Here is a 16,972-nt window from a genome sequence, read left to right on the forward strand (position 1 = left end):
CTGAGTCTTAACGCCCCAAAAAGGGTATTTCGGCTTAAAGCATGCACCACTGGTTAAACCGCTTTCGCGAGCAAGCCCGCTCCCACATTCGACCGCACTCCAAGGTTGAAACTCGATCAAATGTGGGAGCGGGCTTGCTCGCGAATGAATTCAACGCGGTATCCCCGAAACACAGGCAAAAAAAACGGAGCCCGAAGGCTCCGTTTTTCAAACCACCGGCCCGATTCAGGCCAGTTTCTTGTGCCGTACACGGTGCGGCTGGGCGGCCGCTTCGCCCAGGCGCTTCTTGCGATCGGCCTCGTACTCGGTGTAGTTGCCTTCGAAGAACACGGCTTGCGAGTCGTCTTCGTACGCCAGGATGTGCGTGGCGACGCGGTCAAGGAACCACCGATCGTGAGAGATCACAATGGCGGCGCCCGGGAAGTCCAACAGGGCTTCTTCCAGGGAGCGCAGGGTTTCAACGTCGAGGTCGTTGGACGGTTCGTCGAGCAGCAGAACGTTGCCGCCCTCTTTCAGGGTCAGGGCCAGGTGCAAGCGACCACGCTCACCACCGGACAGGTCCTTGACGAACTTCTGCTGGTCGCCGCCCTTGAAGTTGAAGCGGCCCACGTAGGTGCGCGACGGAATTTCATAGTTGCCGATACGGATCTGGTCGGAACCATCGGAAATCTGCTGGAACACCGTCTTGCTGCCGTCGAGATCTTCACGGCTCTGGTCGACACAGGCCAGTTGCACGGTTTCACCGACTTCGATGGTGCCCGAATCCGGTTGTTCCTTGCCCATCAGCATGCGGAACAGCGTGGATTTACCCGCACCGTTACCACCGATCACACCAACAATGGCGCCTTTAGGCATCGAGAACGACAGGTTGTCGATCAACACGCGATCGCCATAGCCCTTGCAGACGTTCTTGAACTCGATGACCTTGTCACCCAGGCGCGGCCCGGCCGGGATGTAGATTTCGTTGGTCTCGCTGCGCTTCTGGAATTCCTGGGACTGCATTTCCTCGAAGCGTTGCAGGCGGGCCTTGGATTTCGACTGGCGCGCCTTGGCGCCTTTGCGCACCCATTCCAGCTCGTCTTTCATGGCCTTTTCATGGGCCGACTGTTGCTTGGATTCGGCGGCCAGACGGTCGGACTTGGCTTCCAACCAACCGGAGTAGTTGCCCTCGTAAGGGATACCGGCGCCACGGTCGAGCTCCAGGATCCAGCCGGCGACGTTGTCCAGGAAGTACCGGTCGTGCGTGATCGCAACCACGGTGCCCGGGAAGTCATGGAGAAAGTGTTCCAGCCAGGCTACGGAATCGGCGTCCAGGTGGTTGGTCGGTTCATCGAGCAGCAGCATGTCGGGGGCCGACAGCAGCAGGCGGCACAGGGCCACACGACGCTTCTCACCACCGGACAAGTGCTCGACCTTGGCGTCCCAGGCCGGCAGGCGCAGCGCGTCGGCGGCGACTTCCAACTGGCGCTCCAAGTTGTGACCGTCACCCGCCTGCAGGATGGCTTCGAGCTTGGCCTGTTCGGCGGCCAGCTTGTCGAAGTCGGCATCCGGTTCGGCGTAGGCGGCGTAGACCTCGTCCAGGCGGGCCTGGGCGTCCTTGATCACGCTGACGGCTTCCTCGACCACTTCACGCACAGTCTTGGACGGGGCCAGGATCGGCTCTTGCGGCAGGTAGCCGATGTTCAGTTCGGGCATCGGGCGGGCTTCGCCTTCGAACTCGGTGTCGACGCCGGCCATGATTTTCAGCAGCGTGGACTTACCCGAACCGTTGAGGCCGAGCACGCCGATCTTGGCGCCTGGGAAGAAGGACAGCGAAATGTTCTTGAGGATTTCCCGCTTCGGTGGAACAACTTTGCCCAACCGATGCATGGTGAAAACGTATTGAGCCATGGTGAACCTAGCGTCAGTGACTGATGAATTGAGCGGGCGAAGCCCGTGCCAGGCCATGCGCGGCGCGGGCCGTTGATCGTGATCAATGCCCGCGTGCGGAAAAAGCCTGATTGTCTGGGGCTGGAACGCCCTCGCGTAACCGGCAAAGCTACCTCAATGCGCTTGACCCGTCCAGCCAAGCGGGACTGGCACTTTGCCACAACTCAAGGCATGCTAGCCGCCCTCCGGGCGTCCGGCTTATAGTGCACGTCGCGCGCCAGTCCAGCCAAACCGCAGGATCACAGCTTGACCAACGTAACAAAGCCAAGCCCCTTGCGCGCAGCCCATATTGCGCCGGGCGCCCCCCTGCACGGAACCCTCAAGGGCGCGTTGGCGACGCTGGTCCTGTTGCTGCTCGCCTTGTTGTTCTGGCAACTGCTGGACCAATTGCAGCAAAACCAGAAAAACCAGCAGCAATACACCATCGACTACAGCGCGGACCTGGCCGAACAGATCAGCCTGAACATGGCCCTGAGCGCGCAAATTGCCCTCAACCTGCTGCCGATCCTCGAACCGCCGCGCAACGATGAACAGCAGCAAGCGCTGATGCGCAGCCTACAGCGCTCGCTACCGGAACTGCGCAGCGTCGCCCTCCTCGCCCCCAGCGGCGCGGTCATCAGTGACAGCGCCGACAACAGCCAGGACAGCGCCTGGCTCGAGGAGCTGGTCAAGCGCAGCCATGCCCAATCCTATTACCTGAGCAATAACAGCGACGGTTCCATCATCTACCTGCTGCTGCACCAACCCAGCGGTGGCACCAAAATGTACTGGGCGTTGCGCCTGGCCCCCAGTTACCTGGCCAACCTGACACGCCAGGACGGCCAGGGGCCACGCCCGATGTGGGTGATTGAAAACCAGTTGAACCACCGGATTGTCAGCCGTGACAGCGGCATGCCTAGCCAGTGGTCCACCGGGCTGACCCCGGAAGAGCTGAACAAGACGGTGCTGGTCACGCCCTTGAGTAAAAGCGACTGGCAACTGCGCGGGCTGTTTGATCGCGCCGCCGTGCTGGAGCAACTGCTGCCGGCGTTTATCGGCAAGTGCCTGCTGGGCCTGGCCTTTTCGCTGATCCCAGTGCTGGTGCTGCTGAACATGCGCCGCCGCCAGCGCCAGGTCAACGAAGGCCGGCGCCGCTACCAGGATATTTTCGACGGCACCGGCGTGGCCTTGTGCGTGCTCGACCTCTCGGGCCTGCGCGGTTTCTTCGACAAGGCCCAGTTGCACACCCGCGAGCAATTGCAGGACTGGCTGCACAACAGCCCCGAGCAACGCCAGCAACTGCTCAAGGAACTGCGCATCACCGAGGTCAATCAGGTGGCGGTGCGCCTGCTGAATGTGGCCTCCTGCGAACAGGCATGGGACCGCTTGATAGACGGCTGCCCCTTGAACACTTCGGCCATTGGCTATCAAGTGCTTGAAGCGGTACTGACCCAACAAAAACAGCTGGAGCTGGAGATTCAACTCAGCGACATCCAAGGCAACGACCAATACCTGTGGCTGGTGATGCGCCTGCCGGAAGAACAGCACGACTATAAGGCGGTGATCCTTAGCATCAGTGATATCACCAGCCGCAAGATGATCGAGCTGTCGCTGGTGGAGCGCGAAGGCTTCTGGTCGGACGTGGTGCGTACCGTACCGGATCACCTCTATGTGCAGGATGTGATCAGCCAGCGGATGATTTTCAGCAACCACCACCTGGGCCACACCCTGGGCTACAACAAACCAGAACTGCAGCAGATGGGCGAGTACTTCTGGGAGATCCTGCTGCACCCCGAAGACGCCGAGTACTATCACGAACTGCGCCAGCAACAGCGCACAGCCGGTTACCTGGCGCAGTTGCAATGCCAGTTGCGCTTTCGTCACCGCAACAACCAGTGGCGGCGCTTCGAGATCCGCGAACAGGCCCTGGCCCGGGACAAGAGTGACCAGGTCACACGGATCATCGGCGTGGCCAAGGACATCACCGACCAGATAGAGGCCAGCGAGTCCTTGCGCGACAGCGAGCAGCGCTACCGCATGCTGGCCGAAAGCATCAGCGATGTGATTTTCTCCACCGACAGCAAGCTGGCCCTCAACTACGTCAGCCCGTCGGTGAATGCCGTGCTGGGTTATGAAGTCGATTGGATCTTCAAGAACGGCTGGCAATCGACCATCGCCAACCCGCAGCAACTGACCGGCATCTACACCCTGGTGGAGCGGGTCAGCCGCGCCCTGGACCAGCCCGAAGCCCTGGCCTTGCTGCGCGACGACATGCAGACCCAACTGTTCCTGTTCGATTGCCTGCGGGCCGATGGGCGCAAGGTGCCGATCGAACTGCGCCTGGTGCTGGTGTGGGACGAGCACGGCGCGTTCGAAGGCATCCTCGGCGTGGGTCGCGATATCAGCCAGCAACGCCGCGCCGAGAAAGACCTGCGCATGGCGGCCACGGTGTTCGAACACTCAACCTCGGCGATCCTGATCACCGACCCGGCAGGCTATATCGTGCAGGCCAACGAAGCCTTCAGCCGCGTCAGCGGTTATGCCGTGGCCGATGTGCTGGACCAACTGCCGAACATGCTCACCGTCGACGAGCAGCAGGAAGCGCACCTGCGTTATGTGCTCAAACAACTGCACCAGCACAGCACCTGGGAAGGTGAAGTGTGGCTCAAGCGCCGCAGCGGTGAGCATTACCCGGCCTGGGTCGGTATTACCGCCGTGCTCGATGACGAGGGCGACCTGGCCAGCTATGTGTGCTTTTTCAGCGATATCAGCGAGCGCAAGGCCAGTGAGCAACGCATCCACCGCCTGGCCTACTACGACGCCCTGACCCATCTGCCCAACCGCACCTTGTTCCAGGACCGCCTGCACACCGCGTTGCAATCAGCCGAACGGCAGAAGTCGTGGGTGGTGCTGATGTTCCTTGACCTCGACCGCTTCAAGCCGATCAACGACTCCCTGGGCCACGCCGCCGGCGACCGCATGCTCAAGGAAATGGCGACCCGCCTGCTCGGCTGCGTGGCCGAAGACGATACGGTGGCGCGCATGGGCGGTGACGAGTTCACCTTGCTCCTGCAACCGCGGGTCAGCCGCGAAATGGCGCTGAACCGGGCAATCCATGTGGCCGAACAGATCCTCGCCAGCCTGGTGAAGCCGTTTGTGCTGGAAGGCCGCGAGTTTTTTGTCACCGCCAGTATCGGCATCGCCCTGAGCCCTCAGGACGGCAACGAACTGAGCCAACTGATGAAAAACGCCGACACCGCGATGTACCACGCCAAGGAGCGCGGCAAGAACAACTTCCAGTTCTACCAGGCCGACATGAATGCCAGCGCCCTGGAGCGCCTGGAACTGGAAAGCGATCTGCGCCACGCCCTGGAGCAGAACGAGTTCGTGCTGTATTACCAGCCGCAGTTCAGTGGCGATGGCAAACGTTTGACCGGCGCCGAAGCCCTGCTGCGCTGGCGTCATCCACGCCGTGGGCTGGTGCCGCCGGGGGATTTCATCCCGGTGCTGGAAGAGCTGGGCCTGGTGGTGGATGTGGGCGACTGGGTGATCGACGAGGCATGCCGCCAACTCAAGACCTGGCACCAGAGCAAGGTGCGGGTCCCCAAAGTCTCGGTGAACATTTCGGCACGGCAGTTCTCCGACGGGCAGCTGGGCACGCGGATCGCCACCATCCTCAAGGAAACCGGCCTGCCGCCGGCGTGCCTGGAGCTGGAGCTGACCGAAAGCATCCTGATGCGCGAGGTCAACGAGGCCCTGCAGATCCTCGCCAGCCTGAAAAACCTGGGCTTGAGCATCGCTGTGGACGACTTCGGCACCGGCTACTCCTCGCTCAACTACCTCAAACAATTCCCTATCGATGTGCTGAAGATCGACCGCACTTTCGTTGACGGGCTGCCGTCCGGCGAGCAGGACGCGCAGATCGCCCGGGCAATCATTGCCATGGCCCACAGCCTGAACCTGGCGGTGATCGCCGAAGGCGTGGAAACCCATGAACAACTGGACTTCCTGCGCGAGCATGGCTGTGACGAGGTGCAGGGTTACCTGTTCGGGCGGCCGATGCCGGCCAATCGGTTTGAGGCGCAGTTCTGTAATGATGCGCTCTACATGTTTGACTGAAGTTTTGCAGTGAGGCTGATGGCCTCTTCGTGAGCAAGCCCGCTCCCACTCGCAAATCAAATGTGGGAGCGGGCTTGCTCGCGAAGGCGCCCTCAAATACGCCATCCATCTCTGGATGAACGCCACTTGTCCGCGACATGATGTCCTTTCATATGCCATCTAAAACCCATTGGGTTAGAATGCCCCTCTTTTCTGCCCCCGATCCTTGAGGACCGCCATGTTCAGCCGTGATTTGACTATTGCCAAGTACGACGCCGATCTCTTTGCCGCCATGGAGCAAGAAGCCGTGCGCCAGGAAGAGCACATTGAGCTGATCGCTTCGGAAAACTACACCAGCCCTGCGGTGATGGAGGCTCAAGGTTCGGTTCTGACCAACAAGTACGCCGAAGGTTATCCGGGCAAGCGTTACTACGGCGGTTGCGAATTCGTCGACATCGTCGAGCAACTGGCCATCGACCGCGCCAAGGAGCTGTTCGGTGCCGATTACGCCAACGTCCAGCCACACGCCGGCTCCCAAGCCAACGCGGCCGTTTACCTGGCCCTGCTGCAAGGTGGCGACACCATCCTGGGCATGAGCCTGGCCCACGGCGGTCACCTGACCCACGGCGCCAGCGTTTCGTCCTCCGGCAAGCTGTACAACGCTGTGCAGTACGGCATCGACGGCAACGGCCTGATCGACTACGACGAAGTCGAGCGCCTGGCGGTCGAGCACAAGCCAAAAATGATCGTGGCCGGTTTCTCTGCCTACTCGCAGATCCTCGACTTCCCACGTTTCCGTGAAATCGCCGACAAGGTTGGCGCCTACCTGTTCGTCGACATGGCTCACGTGGCCGGTCTGGTGGCCGCTGGCGTCTATCCGAACCCAGTGCCTTACGCTGACGTCGTGACGACCACTACCCACAAGACCCTGCGCGGTCCCCGTGGCGGCCTGATCCTGGCTCGCGCCAACGCCGACATCGAGAAAAAACTGAACTCTGCCGTCTTCCCAGGCGCCCAGGGCGGCCCGCTGGAACACGTGATCGCCGCCAAGGCGATCTGCTTCAAGGAAGCCTTGCAGCCTGAGTTCAAGACTTACCAGCAGCAAGTGGTGAAAAACGCCCAGGCCATGGCCAGTGTGTTCATCGAGCGCGGTTTTGACGTGGTTTCCGGCGGTACTGAAAACCACCTGTTCCTGCTGTCGCTGATCAAGCAGGACATCTCCGGTAAAGATGCTGACGCAGCCCTGGGCAAAGCCTTCATCACCGTGAACAAAAACTCGGTACCGAACGACCCACGTTCGCCGTTCGTCACCTCGGGCCTGCGTTTCGGCACCCCGGCTGTGACCACTCGTGGCTTCAAGGAAGCAGAGTGCAAGGAACTGGCTGGCTGGATCTGCGACATCCTGGCAGACCTTTCCAACGAAGCCGTGATTGACGCGGTACGTGAGAAGGTCAAGGCCATCTGCAAGAAGCTGCCGGTATACGGCGCTTGATTGCAGTTGCTTGAATGAAAAAGCCCGGCTCTTGAGCCGGGCTTTTTCATGCCGATTTGAACTTGGAATGCCGATCAAAAGGTGGGAGCGGGCTTGCTCGCGAAGGCGACCTGTCAGTTGACGCATGTGCCGACTGATACACCGCTTTCGCGAGCAAGCCCGCTCCCACATTTTTAACTGCATTTCAGGTCAGGATTGGTAAACCCGGGTAAAGCCTGCGCGGATTTTGTCTTCCGGCAATTCGTCGGCAATAAACACAATCACGCTTTCCCGCGCCTCGCCTTCGGCCCATTCGGTATCCCAATCGAAGCCGTAGAGTTTGAGCACGCCCTGGAACACCATGCGCCGGTCTTCTCCGGCAATGTTCAGCACGCCTTTGTAGCGCAACAATTGCTTGCCGTGTTCCTCCAGCAGTTCGTTCATGAATTCACTGAGGCGATCGATATCCAGCGGCTGGTCGGTGCGCAGCACCAGGCTGGAAATACGGTCGATGGACGGTGCCTGGCTAACCGGGCGCAGGGCCATGCCTGCATTGAGGTTGAAGCCGCGCACATCCAGCAATTCGGCGAGGTCAATCTTGCCGTGCTCCACCACACGAATCGGCGCACGCCGGTTGATGCGGGTCAGGCGCTGGCTGAGCGCGTCGAAACGGGCGTCGTCTACCAGGTCGCGCTTGCTTACCAGCAGGCGGTCTGCAAAGCCGATCTGCGCCTGGGCAATGGTCTGGGTCAGGTGGTGCTCGGCGTGGGCCGCGTCCACCAGGGTGATGATGCCGTCGAGAAGATAGCGCTCGCGCAGTTCTTCATCGATAAAGAAGGTCTGGGCCACCGGCGCCGGGTCGGCCAGGCCGGTGCATTCGATCACCAGGCGGTCGAAGGCGATCTCGCCGCTGTCCAGGCGTTCGAGCAGCAGGTACAGGGCCTTGGTCAGGTCGGTATGGATGGTGCAGCACACGCATCCGTTGGACAGGGTCATGACTTGCACCGGCTCATCGCCCAACAGCTGGGTGTCGATGCCGGCGTCGCTGAATTCATTTTCTATCACGGCGATTTTCAAGCCGTGTTCGGCCTTGAGCAGGTGACGCAACAAGGTGGTCTTGCCTGCGCCGAGAAAGCCGCTGAGGACGGTGACGGGGATGGGAGAGGACAAAAATATTCTCCTTGAGGAAACACAACGCAAATGTGGGAGCGGGCTTGCCCGCGATTGCGATCTCACATTCAACATCTCTGTTGACTGACAGTCCGCCATCGCGGGCAAGCCCGCTCCCACAGGGGATCACATAGGCCCAACCCTATTGGGTCAACAGCACTTGGGCCCGCCCTTGCCGCCGTAACGGGCTTCCTGACGTTCCCGGAAGAACGTCTTGTAGTCCATCACCGGCTTGTCCGGGTGCTTGGTTTGCATATGCTCGACGTAGGTGTCGTAGTCGGGCATGCCGACCATCAGGCGCGCGGCCTGACCGAGGTATTTACCGAGGCGACCGATGTCATTGAACATGCTTGCAACCCTCTATCACGCGTCCGGCATGGCTTGGAATGGCGCTTCTTTATCCGTACGTTCCTTGCTGCCCCAGGCGGCTACGCCGACTTTGATCGCATAGAACAGGATGCTGAAGACCACGAACAGGAACAGCACCGTCAGTGTCGCGTTGGTGTAGGCGTTCCAGATCACGTGCTGCATCTGGTCGATGTTCTTCGCCGGGGCAAGGATCTGCCCGTTGGCCAGCGCATCGCTGTACTTCTTGGCCAGCGACAGGAAGCCGATTGCCGGGTTGGCGTCGAACAGCTTGATGAAGCCTGCAGTGGTGGTGCAGATCAGCAGCCACACAGCCGGCAACAGGGTGACCCAGATGTAGCGCTGGCGCTTCATTTTGATCAGGACAACGGTGGCGAGCATCAGCGCGATACCGGCCAGCATCTGGTTGGAGATGCCGAACAGCGGCCACAAGGTATTGATGCCACCCAGCGGATCGATGACGCCCTGGTACAGCAAGTAGCCCCACATCGCCACGCAGCCCGCCGTGGCAATCAGGTTGGCGGTCCAGGACTCGGTACGCTTGAGCGCCGGGACGAAGGAGCCGAGCAGATCCTGGAGCATGAAGCGACCGGCACGGGTACCGGCGTCAACGGCGGTCAGGATGAACAGCGCCTCGAACAGGATCGCAAAGTGGTACCAGAATGCCATGGTGTTTTCACCCGGCAGGACACTGTGCAGGATCTGCGCGATACCAACCGCCAGGGTCGGCGCACCGCCAGCACGGGCCAGGATAGTGGTTTCACCGATATCGTTGGCCACCGCCTGCAGCGCTTCCGGGGTAATCGCAAAACCCCAACTGCTGACGGTCTGCGCCACGGTCACCACATCACTGCCAACCACGGCAGCCGGGCTGTTCATGGCGAAGTACACACCCGGTTCGATCACCGAGGCGGCGACCATGGCCATGATGGCCACGAAGGACTCCATCAACATACCGCCGTAGCCGATGTATCGGGCGTTGGTTTCGTTGTCCAGCAGTTTGGGCGTGGTGCCCGAGGAAATCAGGGCGTGGAAGCCAGAGACCGCACCACAGGCGATGGTGATGAACAGGAACGGGAACAGGCCGCCCTTCCACACCGGACCGGTGCCGTCGATGAACTGGGTCAGCGCGGGCATTTTCAGGTCAGGCATGGTGACCAGGATGCCAATCGCCAGGGCGATGATGGTGCCGATTTTCAGGAAGGTCGACAGGTAATCGCGCGGCGCCAGGATCAGCCATACCGGCAATACCGCCGCCACGAAGCCATAGCCGACCAGCATCCAGGTGATCTGGATCCCGGTGAAGGTGAAAGCCTTGGCCCATACCGGGTCAGCGGCAATCTGCCCGCCCAGCCAGATCGAACCCAGCAGCAACAGCACGCCAATGATCGAGATTTCGCCGATGCGGCCCGGGCGGATGTAGCGCATGTACACGCCCATGAACATCGCAATCGGGATGGTCGCCATCACCGTGAAGATGCCCCACGGGCTTTCGGCCAGGGCCTTGACCACGATCAGCGACAGTACCGCCAGGATGATGATCATGATCAGGAAACAGCCAAACAGCGCGATGGTCCCGGGAATACGGCCCATTTCTTCGCGGACCATGTCCCCCAGGGAACGGCCGTTGCGACGGGTGGACAGGAACAGGACCATAAAGTCCTGCACCGCCCCCGCCAGCACCACGCCGGCAATCAGCCACAGGGTGCCGGGCAGGTAGCCCATCTGCGCAGCCAATACCGGGCCGACCAGCGGCCCCGCGCCGGCAATGGCGGCGAAGTGGTGACCAAAGAGAATATGTTTGTTGGTCGGCACATAGTCCAGACCGTCGTTGTTGAGCACTGCGGGGGTGGCCCGCCGTGAATCGAGTTGCATCACATTATTGGCGATGAACAGGCTGTAGTAACGATATGCCACCAGATAGATGGCGACTGCCGCGACAACAATCCACAAGGCGTTGATCGCCTCGCCGCGCCGCAAAGCCACTACGCCCAGGGCGCACGCTCCTACGATTGCCAGCAACAGCCAGGGTAGATGGCGTAGCAGGCTATTATTATTTTTCATTTTTATATTCCAGCCAGGTTGGACAGAAAGACAGCCAGTCCGAGTTTAGCGCGCTGCGCCCTAAAGACCAGCCCCCTACGTTGGTCTAGAGCCTTGCCGGGGTGAAAAAAGCAGAAATAACGTCGCCATGATGGCGCAAGGCTACAATCCTTGTACCTACAGAGGGCTTCACCATGAGCGACCAGCCATCCGATCGACGCCGTTTTCGGCGGATTGCCTTCGATGCCAGGACCGAACTCAAGCAAAACGGCCAGCAATGGCCGGTGCAACTGGTGGATTTATCGCTCAAGGGGCTGCTGGTGCAAAAGCCAGCGCCGTGGCTGGGCAGGGGTGACGAGCCGTTTGATGTGGACATTCATCTGGACGCCGAGACCGATGTGCATATGCAAGTGCGGTTAACCCATGACGACCAGGGTCAACTTGGGTTTGTCTGCGAGCATATCGACCTGGATTCGATCACCCATTTGCGCAGGCTGATCGAGCTCAACCTGGGGGATGAGGAGGAATTGCATCGGGAGCTGGGCGAACTGCTCAACATCTAACCAGCTCCCTGTAGGAGCCGGCTTGCCGGCGCCTACAGGGGTTGTGGTGTTGCGGGTTACTCGAATAGCGCATCCAGGGCCTGTTCCAGGCGCGTCACCGCAATAATGTGCAACCCCGGCGGCGCCTCCTTCGGCGCATTGCCTTTAGGCACGATAGCCCGCTTGAAGCCATGCTTGGCCGCCTCCTTCAGACGCTCCTGGCCGCTGGGCACTGGACGCACTTCACCCGACAGGCCCACCTCGCCAAACACCAGCAGGTCGTGGGGCAGTGGCCGATTGCGCAGGCTCGACATCACTGCCGCCATCAATGCCAGGTCCGACGCGGTTTCCAGCACCTTGACGCCGCCGACCACGTTGAGAAACACGTCCTGGTCGTGGGTGGGAATCCCGCCGTGGCGATGCAGCACCGCCAGCAACATCGCCAGGCGGTTCTGATCCAGGCCCAGGGTCACGCGGCGGGGGTTGGCCAGATGGCTATCGTCCACCAGGGCCTGGACTTCCACCAGCATCGGCCGGGTGCCCTCCCACGTCGCCATTACCACGCTGCCCGGCACCTCTTCCTGGGCGCGGGTCAGAAAGATCGCCGAAGGGTTGGAGACTTCTTTCAGCCCCCGGTCCGTCATGGCAAACACCCCCAGTTCGTTGACCGCACCAAAACGGTTTTTCACCGCCCGCAACAGACGCAGGCGCCCGTCGGACTCCCCCTCGAAATACAACACCGTATCGACCATATGCTCCAACACGCGCGGGCCGGCCAATGCGCCTTCCTTGGTGACATGGCCCACCAGGAAAATCGCCGTGCCACTCTGTTTCGCGTAGCGCACCAGCAAGGCTGCACTCTCGCGCACCTGGGACACCCCACCCGGCGCCGACTGCAGTTGCTCGGTGAAAATCGTCTGGATCGAGTCGATCACCATCACCTTGGGTTTTTCCACCCGGGCGGTGGCAATGATGCTTTCGATACAGGTTTCGGTCATGACCCGCAGTTGGTCCTGGGGCAAGCCCAGGCGACGCGCGCGCATGGCCACCTGTTGCTGGGATTCTTCGCCAGTGACGTACAGGGCCGGCATGCGGCTGGCGATGCTGCACAGGGTTTGCAGGAGGATGGTCGATTTGCCGATGCCCGGATCACCGCCGATCAGGACCACCGAGCCATCCACCAGGCCGCCACCGAGCACCCGGTCAAGCTCGCCGGAAGCGGTGGAGAAGCGCGGGATTTCTTCGACACTGACTTCAGCCAGGGTCTTGATCTGGGCTTGCTGCCCGGTCCAACCAGAGCGGCCGCTGGGCGCCGCCGCACCGCCGCTTTCAATCATGGTTTCAGTGAGGGTGTTCCACGCACCGCACTCGCCACACTGGCCCGCCCATTTGGGAAAGGTCGCGCCGCACTCCGTGCAGCCGTACATGCGCTTGGCCTTTGCCATCCGAGAACCTCCAACCGAAAAACCGCGATGATAGCTCAGCGTGGCGCTGCGGTACGGATTTCACCGTTGGCCAATCGTGTAGCGCTGTTGCCCAGCGGGTCTTCAGCCTCCAGGTCCGCGCCCCGGGCCTTGAGTGCGTCGAGCAACTCGACACGTTTGAACAGCCCGGCGTACATGGCCGCCGTCTGTCCTGCACCATTGCGTTGGTCGGGATTGCAGGCCGTGCCCAGCAAGCGCCGGGCAATGCGCAGCTCGCCCTTGAAGATCGCGCCCATCAGCGCCGTATTGCCGCGTTTGTCCTGGACACAGGCATCGGCCCCCGCTGCCAGCAGTCGCTCCACCGCCGGCCCCTGCCCGTGGTAGGCCGCCAGGATCAACGCGGTGTAGCCCTTGTCATCCACCGTATTCAGGGAATAGCCGGACTCGATAAAGGTGTTGAGCATTTCCACGTCGCCGCGCCGGGCGGCGTCGAAGTAATAATCCTGTAACTGCGCCTTGAGGGCCTGCGGGTCAGCGAACACGCTCAAGGACCAGCAGGCCAATAGTGCCCCTATAAAGCTACGCATCATCAACATCCTCTGTAGCCCTGTAAGAGCCGGCTCGCCGGCGATGAGGCCCGTGGAGCCCGTTGCGACCTTCAGGCCGCCATCGCCGGCAAGCCGGCTCCTACAAGGAAATGTTGCGTTAGTCGGTCAGTTTTTCCGCCAGCGCCTTGACCCGCGCCAGGTCGCCCTTGGCAACCTTGGCCACGCCAGTGCCGTATTCCGGGTCGGCTTTGTAGAGGAACGACAGGATGATGTGCTTGCTGACATCATCGGTGGTCGCCAGGGAGCCACCGAAGTTGTCGATCAAGTCCTGGCGTTCCTTCTTGTTGAAGGAGCGGTACAAGTCGCCCGCCTGCTTGAAGTTCTGCTCGCGCTGAATCTTCGCCTGCTGGGTGCTGCCGGCCAGTGGCATCTGGCTGTAGCGCGCACTTTGCGGTTCTTCCCGAGGAGCCAGGCGGCTTGGCTGATAGTTCACGCCGCTGGTGGTCTTGCCGAAGTTCATCGCGCCATCCTGGTTGCCGTTGTTGACGGTGACCCGTGGAGCGTTGATCGGCAATTGCAGGGCATTGGCCCCCAGGCGATATATTTGCGTATCCGAGTAAGAGAACACCCGGCCTTGCAGCAGGCGGTCTTCCGACGGCTCGATGCCCGGTACCAGATTCGCCGGGGCCATGGCCACCTGCTCGGTTTCCTGGAATACATTGCCCGGGTTACGGTTCAGTACCATTTGCCCGACTTTGCGCTCGGGAACATCGGGCCAGATCTTGGTGGCGTCCAAGGGGTCGAAATCAAACTTGGCCAGTTCTTCGGGCTTGAGCACTTGTACATACAAGTCCCACTTGGGGAAGTCGCCCTTGTTGATATGGGTGACCAGGTCGTTGGTCATATGGCTGTAATCACGGCCCTGGACCTCGACAACTTGCTTGGGGTCCAAGTTCTTGATGCCTTGCAGGCTCTTCCAGCGAAACTTGACGTAGTGCACCTCGCCCTTGGCGTTGATCAACTTGTAGGCATGTACACCATTACCGTCCATCTCCCGATAACTGGCAGGAGTGCCGGAGTCTGAATACAACTCGGTGAGGGTGCGGGTGGACTCGGGAACATGGGAGAAGAAGTCAAAACGGCGGGAGTCATCATCCAGGTTAGTGCGCGGGTCCGGTTTGAACGCATGCACCATGTCCGGGAACTTGATCGCATCGCGAATAAAGAAGGTCGGGAAGTTATTGCCTACCAGGTCCCAATTACCTTCGGTGGTATAGAACTTGGTGGCGAAACCACGCGGGTCGCGCAGGGTTTCCGGAGAGTGATTGCCATGGACTACGGCGGAGAAACGCACAAACACCGGCGTGCTCTCACCTGCGGCAAACACCTTGGCCTTGGTCAGGTCGCTGAGGTTATCGGTGACGGTGAAGGTCCCGTGGGCGCCGGTGCCGCGGGCATGTACCACACGCTCCGGGATGCGCTCTCGGTCAAAGCGCTGCAGCTTCTGGATCAGTTGTACATCCTGCAGCAGGACCGGGCCGTTGGCGCCTGCGGTCTGCGAATTCTGGTTGTCGCCCACTGCCGCGCCATTATCGCGCGTCAGGTTGGCGGCACTGACCGACAACGATAATAGGCTGGTACTGGCAATCAACAGCAGATTGCGCGCAGCAATAGACCTGCGGCTAATAAGGTTTTTCATCATGCAATCCTCTGGTTTTTGTTAAATGCACTTTTACAGGTGCTTGCCAGAGGCTAGTGACCCTGGCGCCAGAAGATAAATAGAAAACTCACACCAGCCCGATTGAAAAAATAATGTGGTAAGCCACTGAAATAGCGGGTATTTCGCGCGCGATTGATGGCACTTTGCAAACTATTTGCGTTTTTATGTGTCGATTACAGCGAACAGTGTTAACAGTTGTGTCGAGCAAGTCACTGCAGACTGACTTACACTGAGTTCCTCTCCTCTCAACTGTAACAAGGAATAACCTATGGGCGTGATCAGTGAGTTCAAGGCCTTCGCGGTCAAAGGTAATGTGGTCGACATGGCGGTCGGTATTATCATCGGCGCCGCCTTCGGCAAAATTGTTTCATCCTTTGTAGGCGATGTAGTGATGCCTCCAATCGGCCTGTTGATCGGCGGCGTGAACTTCGGCGACCTGGCGGTAACGCTCAAGGCAGCCCAAGGCGATATCCCGGCAGTGGTCCTGGCGTACGGCAAGTTCATCCAGAGCATCATCGACTTCGTGATCGTCGCATTCGCGATCTTCATGGGCGTCAAGGCCATCAACCGCCTCAAGCGTGAAGAGGCCATTGCACCTAGCCTGCCACCTGTGCCGACCAAGGAAGAGGAACTGCTGGGGGAGATCCGCGATCTGCTCAAGGCCCAGAACAGCAAGCCTCTGTAGCCGACCCGCGACACCTGTCGGCCACACAAAAGGCGCCCCTTATCGGGCGCCTTTTTTCTACCAGTAGTTTTCTACCGCCACCTGCCCTGGCCGACGCGTCAGGCTCAACTGCATGTCGCGCTGTTTGAGCAATTGCCGGGTGTCATCGATCATCTGTGGATTGCCGCAAATCATTACCCGCGAATGCTCTGGCGTCAGGGCTACGCCAGCCGCGCGTTCCAGCTCGCCATTTTCGATCAGGGTAGTGATACGCCCATTCAATGCGCCCGGGTGCTGCTCACGGGTCACGATGGGCAGGTAGGTGAGTTTATGGGCGTACTCGCTCAGGTACTCACGCTCGCCCAATTGCTTGATAAGTGTCTGGTAGGCCAGTTCCCGCGCCTCCCGCGCACTGTAGACCAGGATGATCCGTTCGAACTTCTCCCAGACTTCAAAGTCCTGCAGGATCGACAGAAAAGGCGCAATGCCGGTACCGGTGCCCAACAGCCACAGGTCGCGGCCATCGATAAATCGATTCAGGGTCAGGAAGCCGGTGGCCTGGCGCTCCACCAACAATTCATCACCTACGCGCAGGCGGCTCAGCTCACTGGTGAACTCGCCACCGGGAACCACAATGGAGAAAAACTCCAGGAACTCATCAAAGGGTGACGACACCACCGAATAAGCACGCCATACCAGACTGCCATCGGGCTTGGTCACGCCCAGGCGAACAAACTGCCCGGCGGTAAAACGAAAACCCGGGTCGCGGGTGGTACGCAGGGTAAAGAGGCTGGGGGTCAACGACTGCACGTCGATCAGGGTCTGGCGTGTGAATTTTTCCGCACTGGCCGTCATGGAAGGCTCCGGTCTACAGGTAACCCCTAGTGTCACCCAAAGTGGCGCCCGGAAACACCGCCGGTTTGTAGTGACATCTCGTCGGACAGGCCTGCGGGCCTCGGATTCAGACGTTCTGGAGAAACGCCGCACCCAGGTTCCCTGGCGTTTACACCCCTGGCAA

General features: G+C 60.3%; 12 protein-coding genes. 4 read left to right on the top strand and 8 right to left on the bottom strand.

The window, feature by feature from the left end; all coding sequences use genetic code 11:
- Positions 1–225 precede the first annotated feature (225 nt).
- On the bottom strand, positions 226–1,890 hold the full coding sequence (ettA, locus tag HZ99_RS12765) for an energy-dependent translational throttle protein EttA (protein WP_038443505.1): 1,665 nt from the start codon (positions 1,888–1,890) through the stop codon (positions 226–228).
- 285 nt (positions 1,891–2,175) lie between these two features.
- Between ettA and HZ99_RS12770 the strand changes: the two genes are divergently transcribed.
- Entirely contained in the window at positions 2,176–6,027 is a 3,852-nt protein-coding gene (locus tag HZ99_RS12770) for a bifunctional diguanylate cyclase/phosphodiesterase (protein WP_038443506.1), read from the top strand.
- 217 nt (positions 6,028–6,244) lie between these two features.
- Positions 6,245–7,498, top strand: a complete 1,254-nt coding sequence (glyA, locus tag HZ99_RS12775; protein ID WP_038443507.1) for a serine hydroxymethyltransferase — start codon at positions 6,245–6,247, stop codon at positions 7,496–7,498.
- 189 nt (positions 7,499–7,687) lie between these two features.
- On the opposite strand, the gene yjiA is transcribed toward glyA, so the two are convergent.
- The 3 genes from yjiA to HZ99_RS12790 all read right to left on the bottom strand — a co-directional run bounded on the left by yjiA (position 7,688) and on the right by HZ99_RS12790 (position 11,077).
- Positions 7,688–8,647, bottom strand: a complete 960-nt coding sequence (yjiA, locus tag HZ99_RS12780) for a GTPase (protein ID WP_038443508.1) — start codon at positions 8,645–8,647, stop codon at positions 7,688–7,690.
- Between the two features lie 150 nt (positions 8,648–8,797).
- Positions 8,798–8,995, bottom strand: coding sequence for a YbdD/YjiX family protein (locus HZ99_RS12785; RefSeq protein WP_038443509.1), 198 nt, complete (start codon positions 8,993–8,995; stop codon positions 8,798–8,800).
- Between the two features lie 15 nt (positions 8,996–9,010).
- A complete protein-coding gene (locus HZ99_RS12790) occupies positions 9,011–11,077 on the bottom strand; it encodes a carbon starvation CstA family protein (RefSeq protein WP_038443510.1) in 2,067 nt (688 codons plus the stop codon).
- Positions 11,078–11,250: 173 nt separating this feature from the next.
- On the opposite strand from HZ99_RS12790, the gene HZ99_RS12795 reads away from it, so the two are divergent.
- A complete protein-coding gene (locus HZ99_RS12795) occupies positions 11,251–11,619 on the top strand; it encodes a PilZ domain-containing protein (protein WP_038443511.1) in 369 nt (122 codons plus the stop codon).
- Between the two features lie 56 nt (positions 11,620–11,675).
- Here the strand turns inward: HZ99_RS12795 and radA are convergent, their stop codons facing one another.
- The 3 genes from radA to HZ99_RS12810 form a co-directional block, all read right to left on the bottom strand.
- The gene (gene radA, locus HZ99_RS12800) at positions 11,676–13,043 is read right to left on the bottom strand and encodes a DNA repair protein RadA (protein WP_038443512.1); all 1,368 of its coding nucleotides are present in this window, start codon (positions 13,041–13,043) and stop codon (positions 11,676–11,678) included.
- Between the two features lie 35 nt (positions 13,044–13,078).
- Entirely contained in the window at positions 13,079–13,609 is a 531-nt protein-coding gene (locus HZ99_RS12805; protein ID WP_038448061.1) for an ankyrin repeat domain-containing protein, read from the bottom strand.
- 118 nt (positions 13,610–13,727) lie between these two features.
- Positions 13,728–15,269 carry a catalase gene (locus HZ99_RS12810; RefSeq protein WP_038443513.1) on the bottom strand — a complete coding sequence of 514 codons (1,542 nt, stop codon included), beginning with the start codon at positions 15,267–15,269 and terminating at the stop codon, positions 13,728–13,730.
- 289 nt (positions 15,270–15,558) lie between these two features.
- Here HZ99_RS12810 and mscL point away from each other — a divergent pair, with 289 nt between their 5' ends.
- Positions 15,559–15,975, top strand: a complete 417-nt coding sequence (mscL, locus tag HZ99_RS12815) for a large-conductance mechanosensitive channel protein MscL (protein WP_038443514.1) — start codon at positions 15,559–15,561, stop codon at positions 15,973–15,975.
- 57 nt (positions 15,976–16,032) lie between these two features.
- Here the strand turns inward: mscL and HZ99_RS12820 are convergent, their stop codons facing one another.
- Positions 16,033–16,809, bottom strand: a complete 777-nt coding sequence (locus HZ99_RS12820; protein ID WP_038443515.1) for a ferredoxin--NADP reductase — start codon at positions 16,807–16,809, stop codon at positions 16,033–16,035.
- Between the last annotated feature and the right edge of the window lie 163 nt (positions 16,810–16,972).

It is taken from the genome of Pseudomonas fluorescens (assembly GCF_000730425.1).
Classification (GTDB): domain Bacteria; phylum Pseudomonadota; class Gammaproteobacteria; order Pseudomonadales; family Pseudomonadaceae; genus Aquipseudomonas; species Aquipseudomonas fluorescens_X.

Coding starts and splice junctions, on each gene's coding strand:
- ettA (WP_038443505.1), bottom strand. CDS start 1,890: ATGGCTCAATACGTTTTCACCATGCATCGGTTGGGCAAAGTTGTTCCA.
- HZ99_RS12810 (WP_038443513.1), bottom strand. CDS start 15,269: ATGAAAAACCTTATTAGCCGCAGGTCTATTGCTGCGCGCAATCTGCTG.
- HZ99_RS12785 (WP_038443509.1), bottom strand. CDS start 8,995: ATGTTCAATGACATCGGTCGCCTCGGTAAATACCTCGGTCAGGCCGCG.
- HZ99_RS12820 (WP_038443515.1), bottom strand. CDS start 16,809: ATGACGGCCAGTGCGGAAAAATTCACACGCCAGACCCTGATCGACGTG.
- HZ99_RS12805 (WP_038448061.1), bottom strand. CDS start 13,609: ATGCGTAGCTTTATAGGGGCACTATTGGCCTGCTGGTCCTTGAGCGTG.
- mscL (WP_038443514.1), top strand. CDS start 15,559: ATGGGCGTGATCAGTGAGTTCAAGGCCTTCGCGGTCAAAGGTAATGTG.
- HZ99_RS12790 (WP_038443510.1), bottom strand. CDS start 11,077: ATGAAAAATAATAATAGCCTGCTACGCCATCTACCCTGGCTGTTGCTG.
- radA (WP_038443512.1), bottom strand. CDS start 13,043: ATGGCAAAGGCCAAGCGCATGTACGGCTGCACGGAGTGCGGCGCGACC.
- glyA (WP_038443507.1), top strand. CDS start 6,245: ATGTTCAGCCGTGATTTGACTATTGCCAAGTACGACGCCGATCTCTTT.
- HZ99_RS12795 (WP_038443511.1), top strand. CDS start 11,251: ATGAGCGACCAGCCATCCGATCGACGCCGTTTTCGGCGGATTGCCTTC.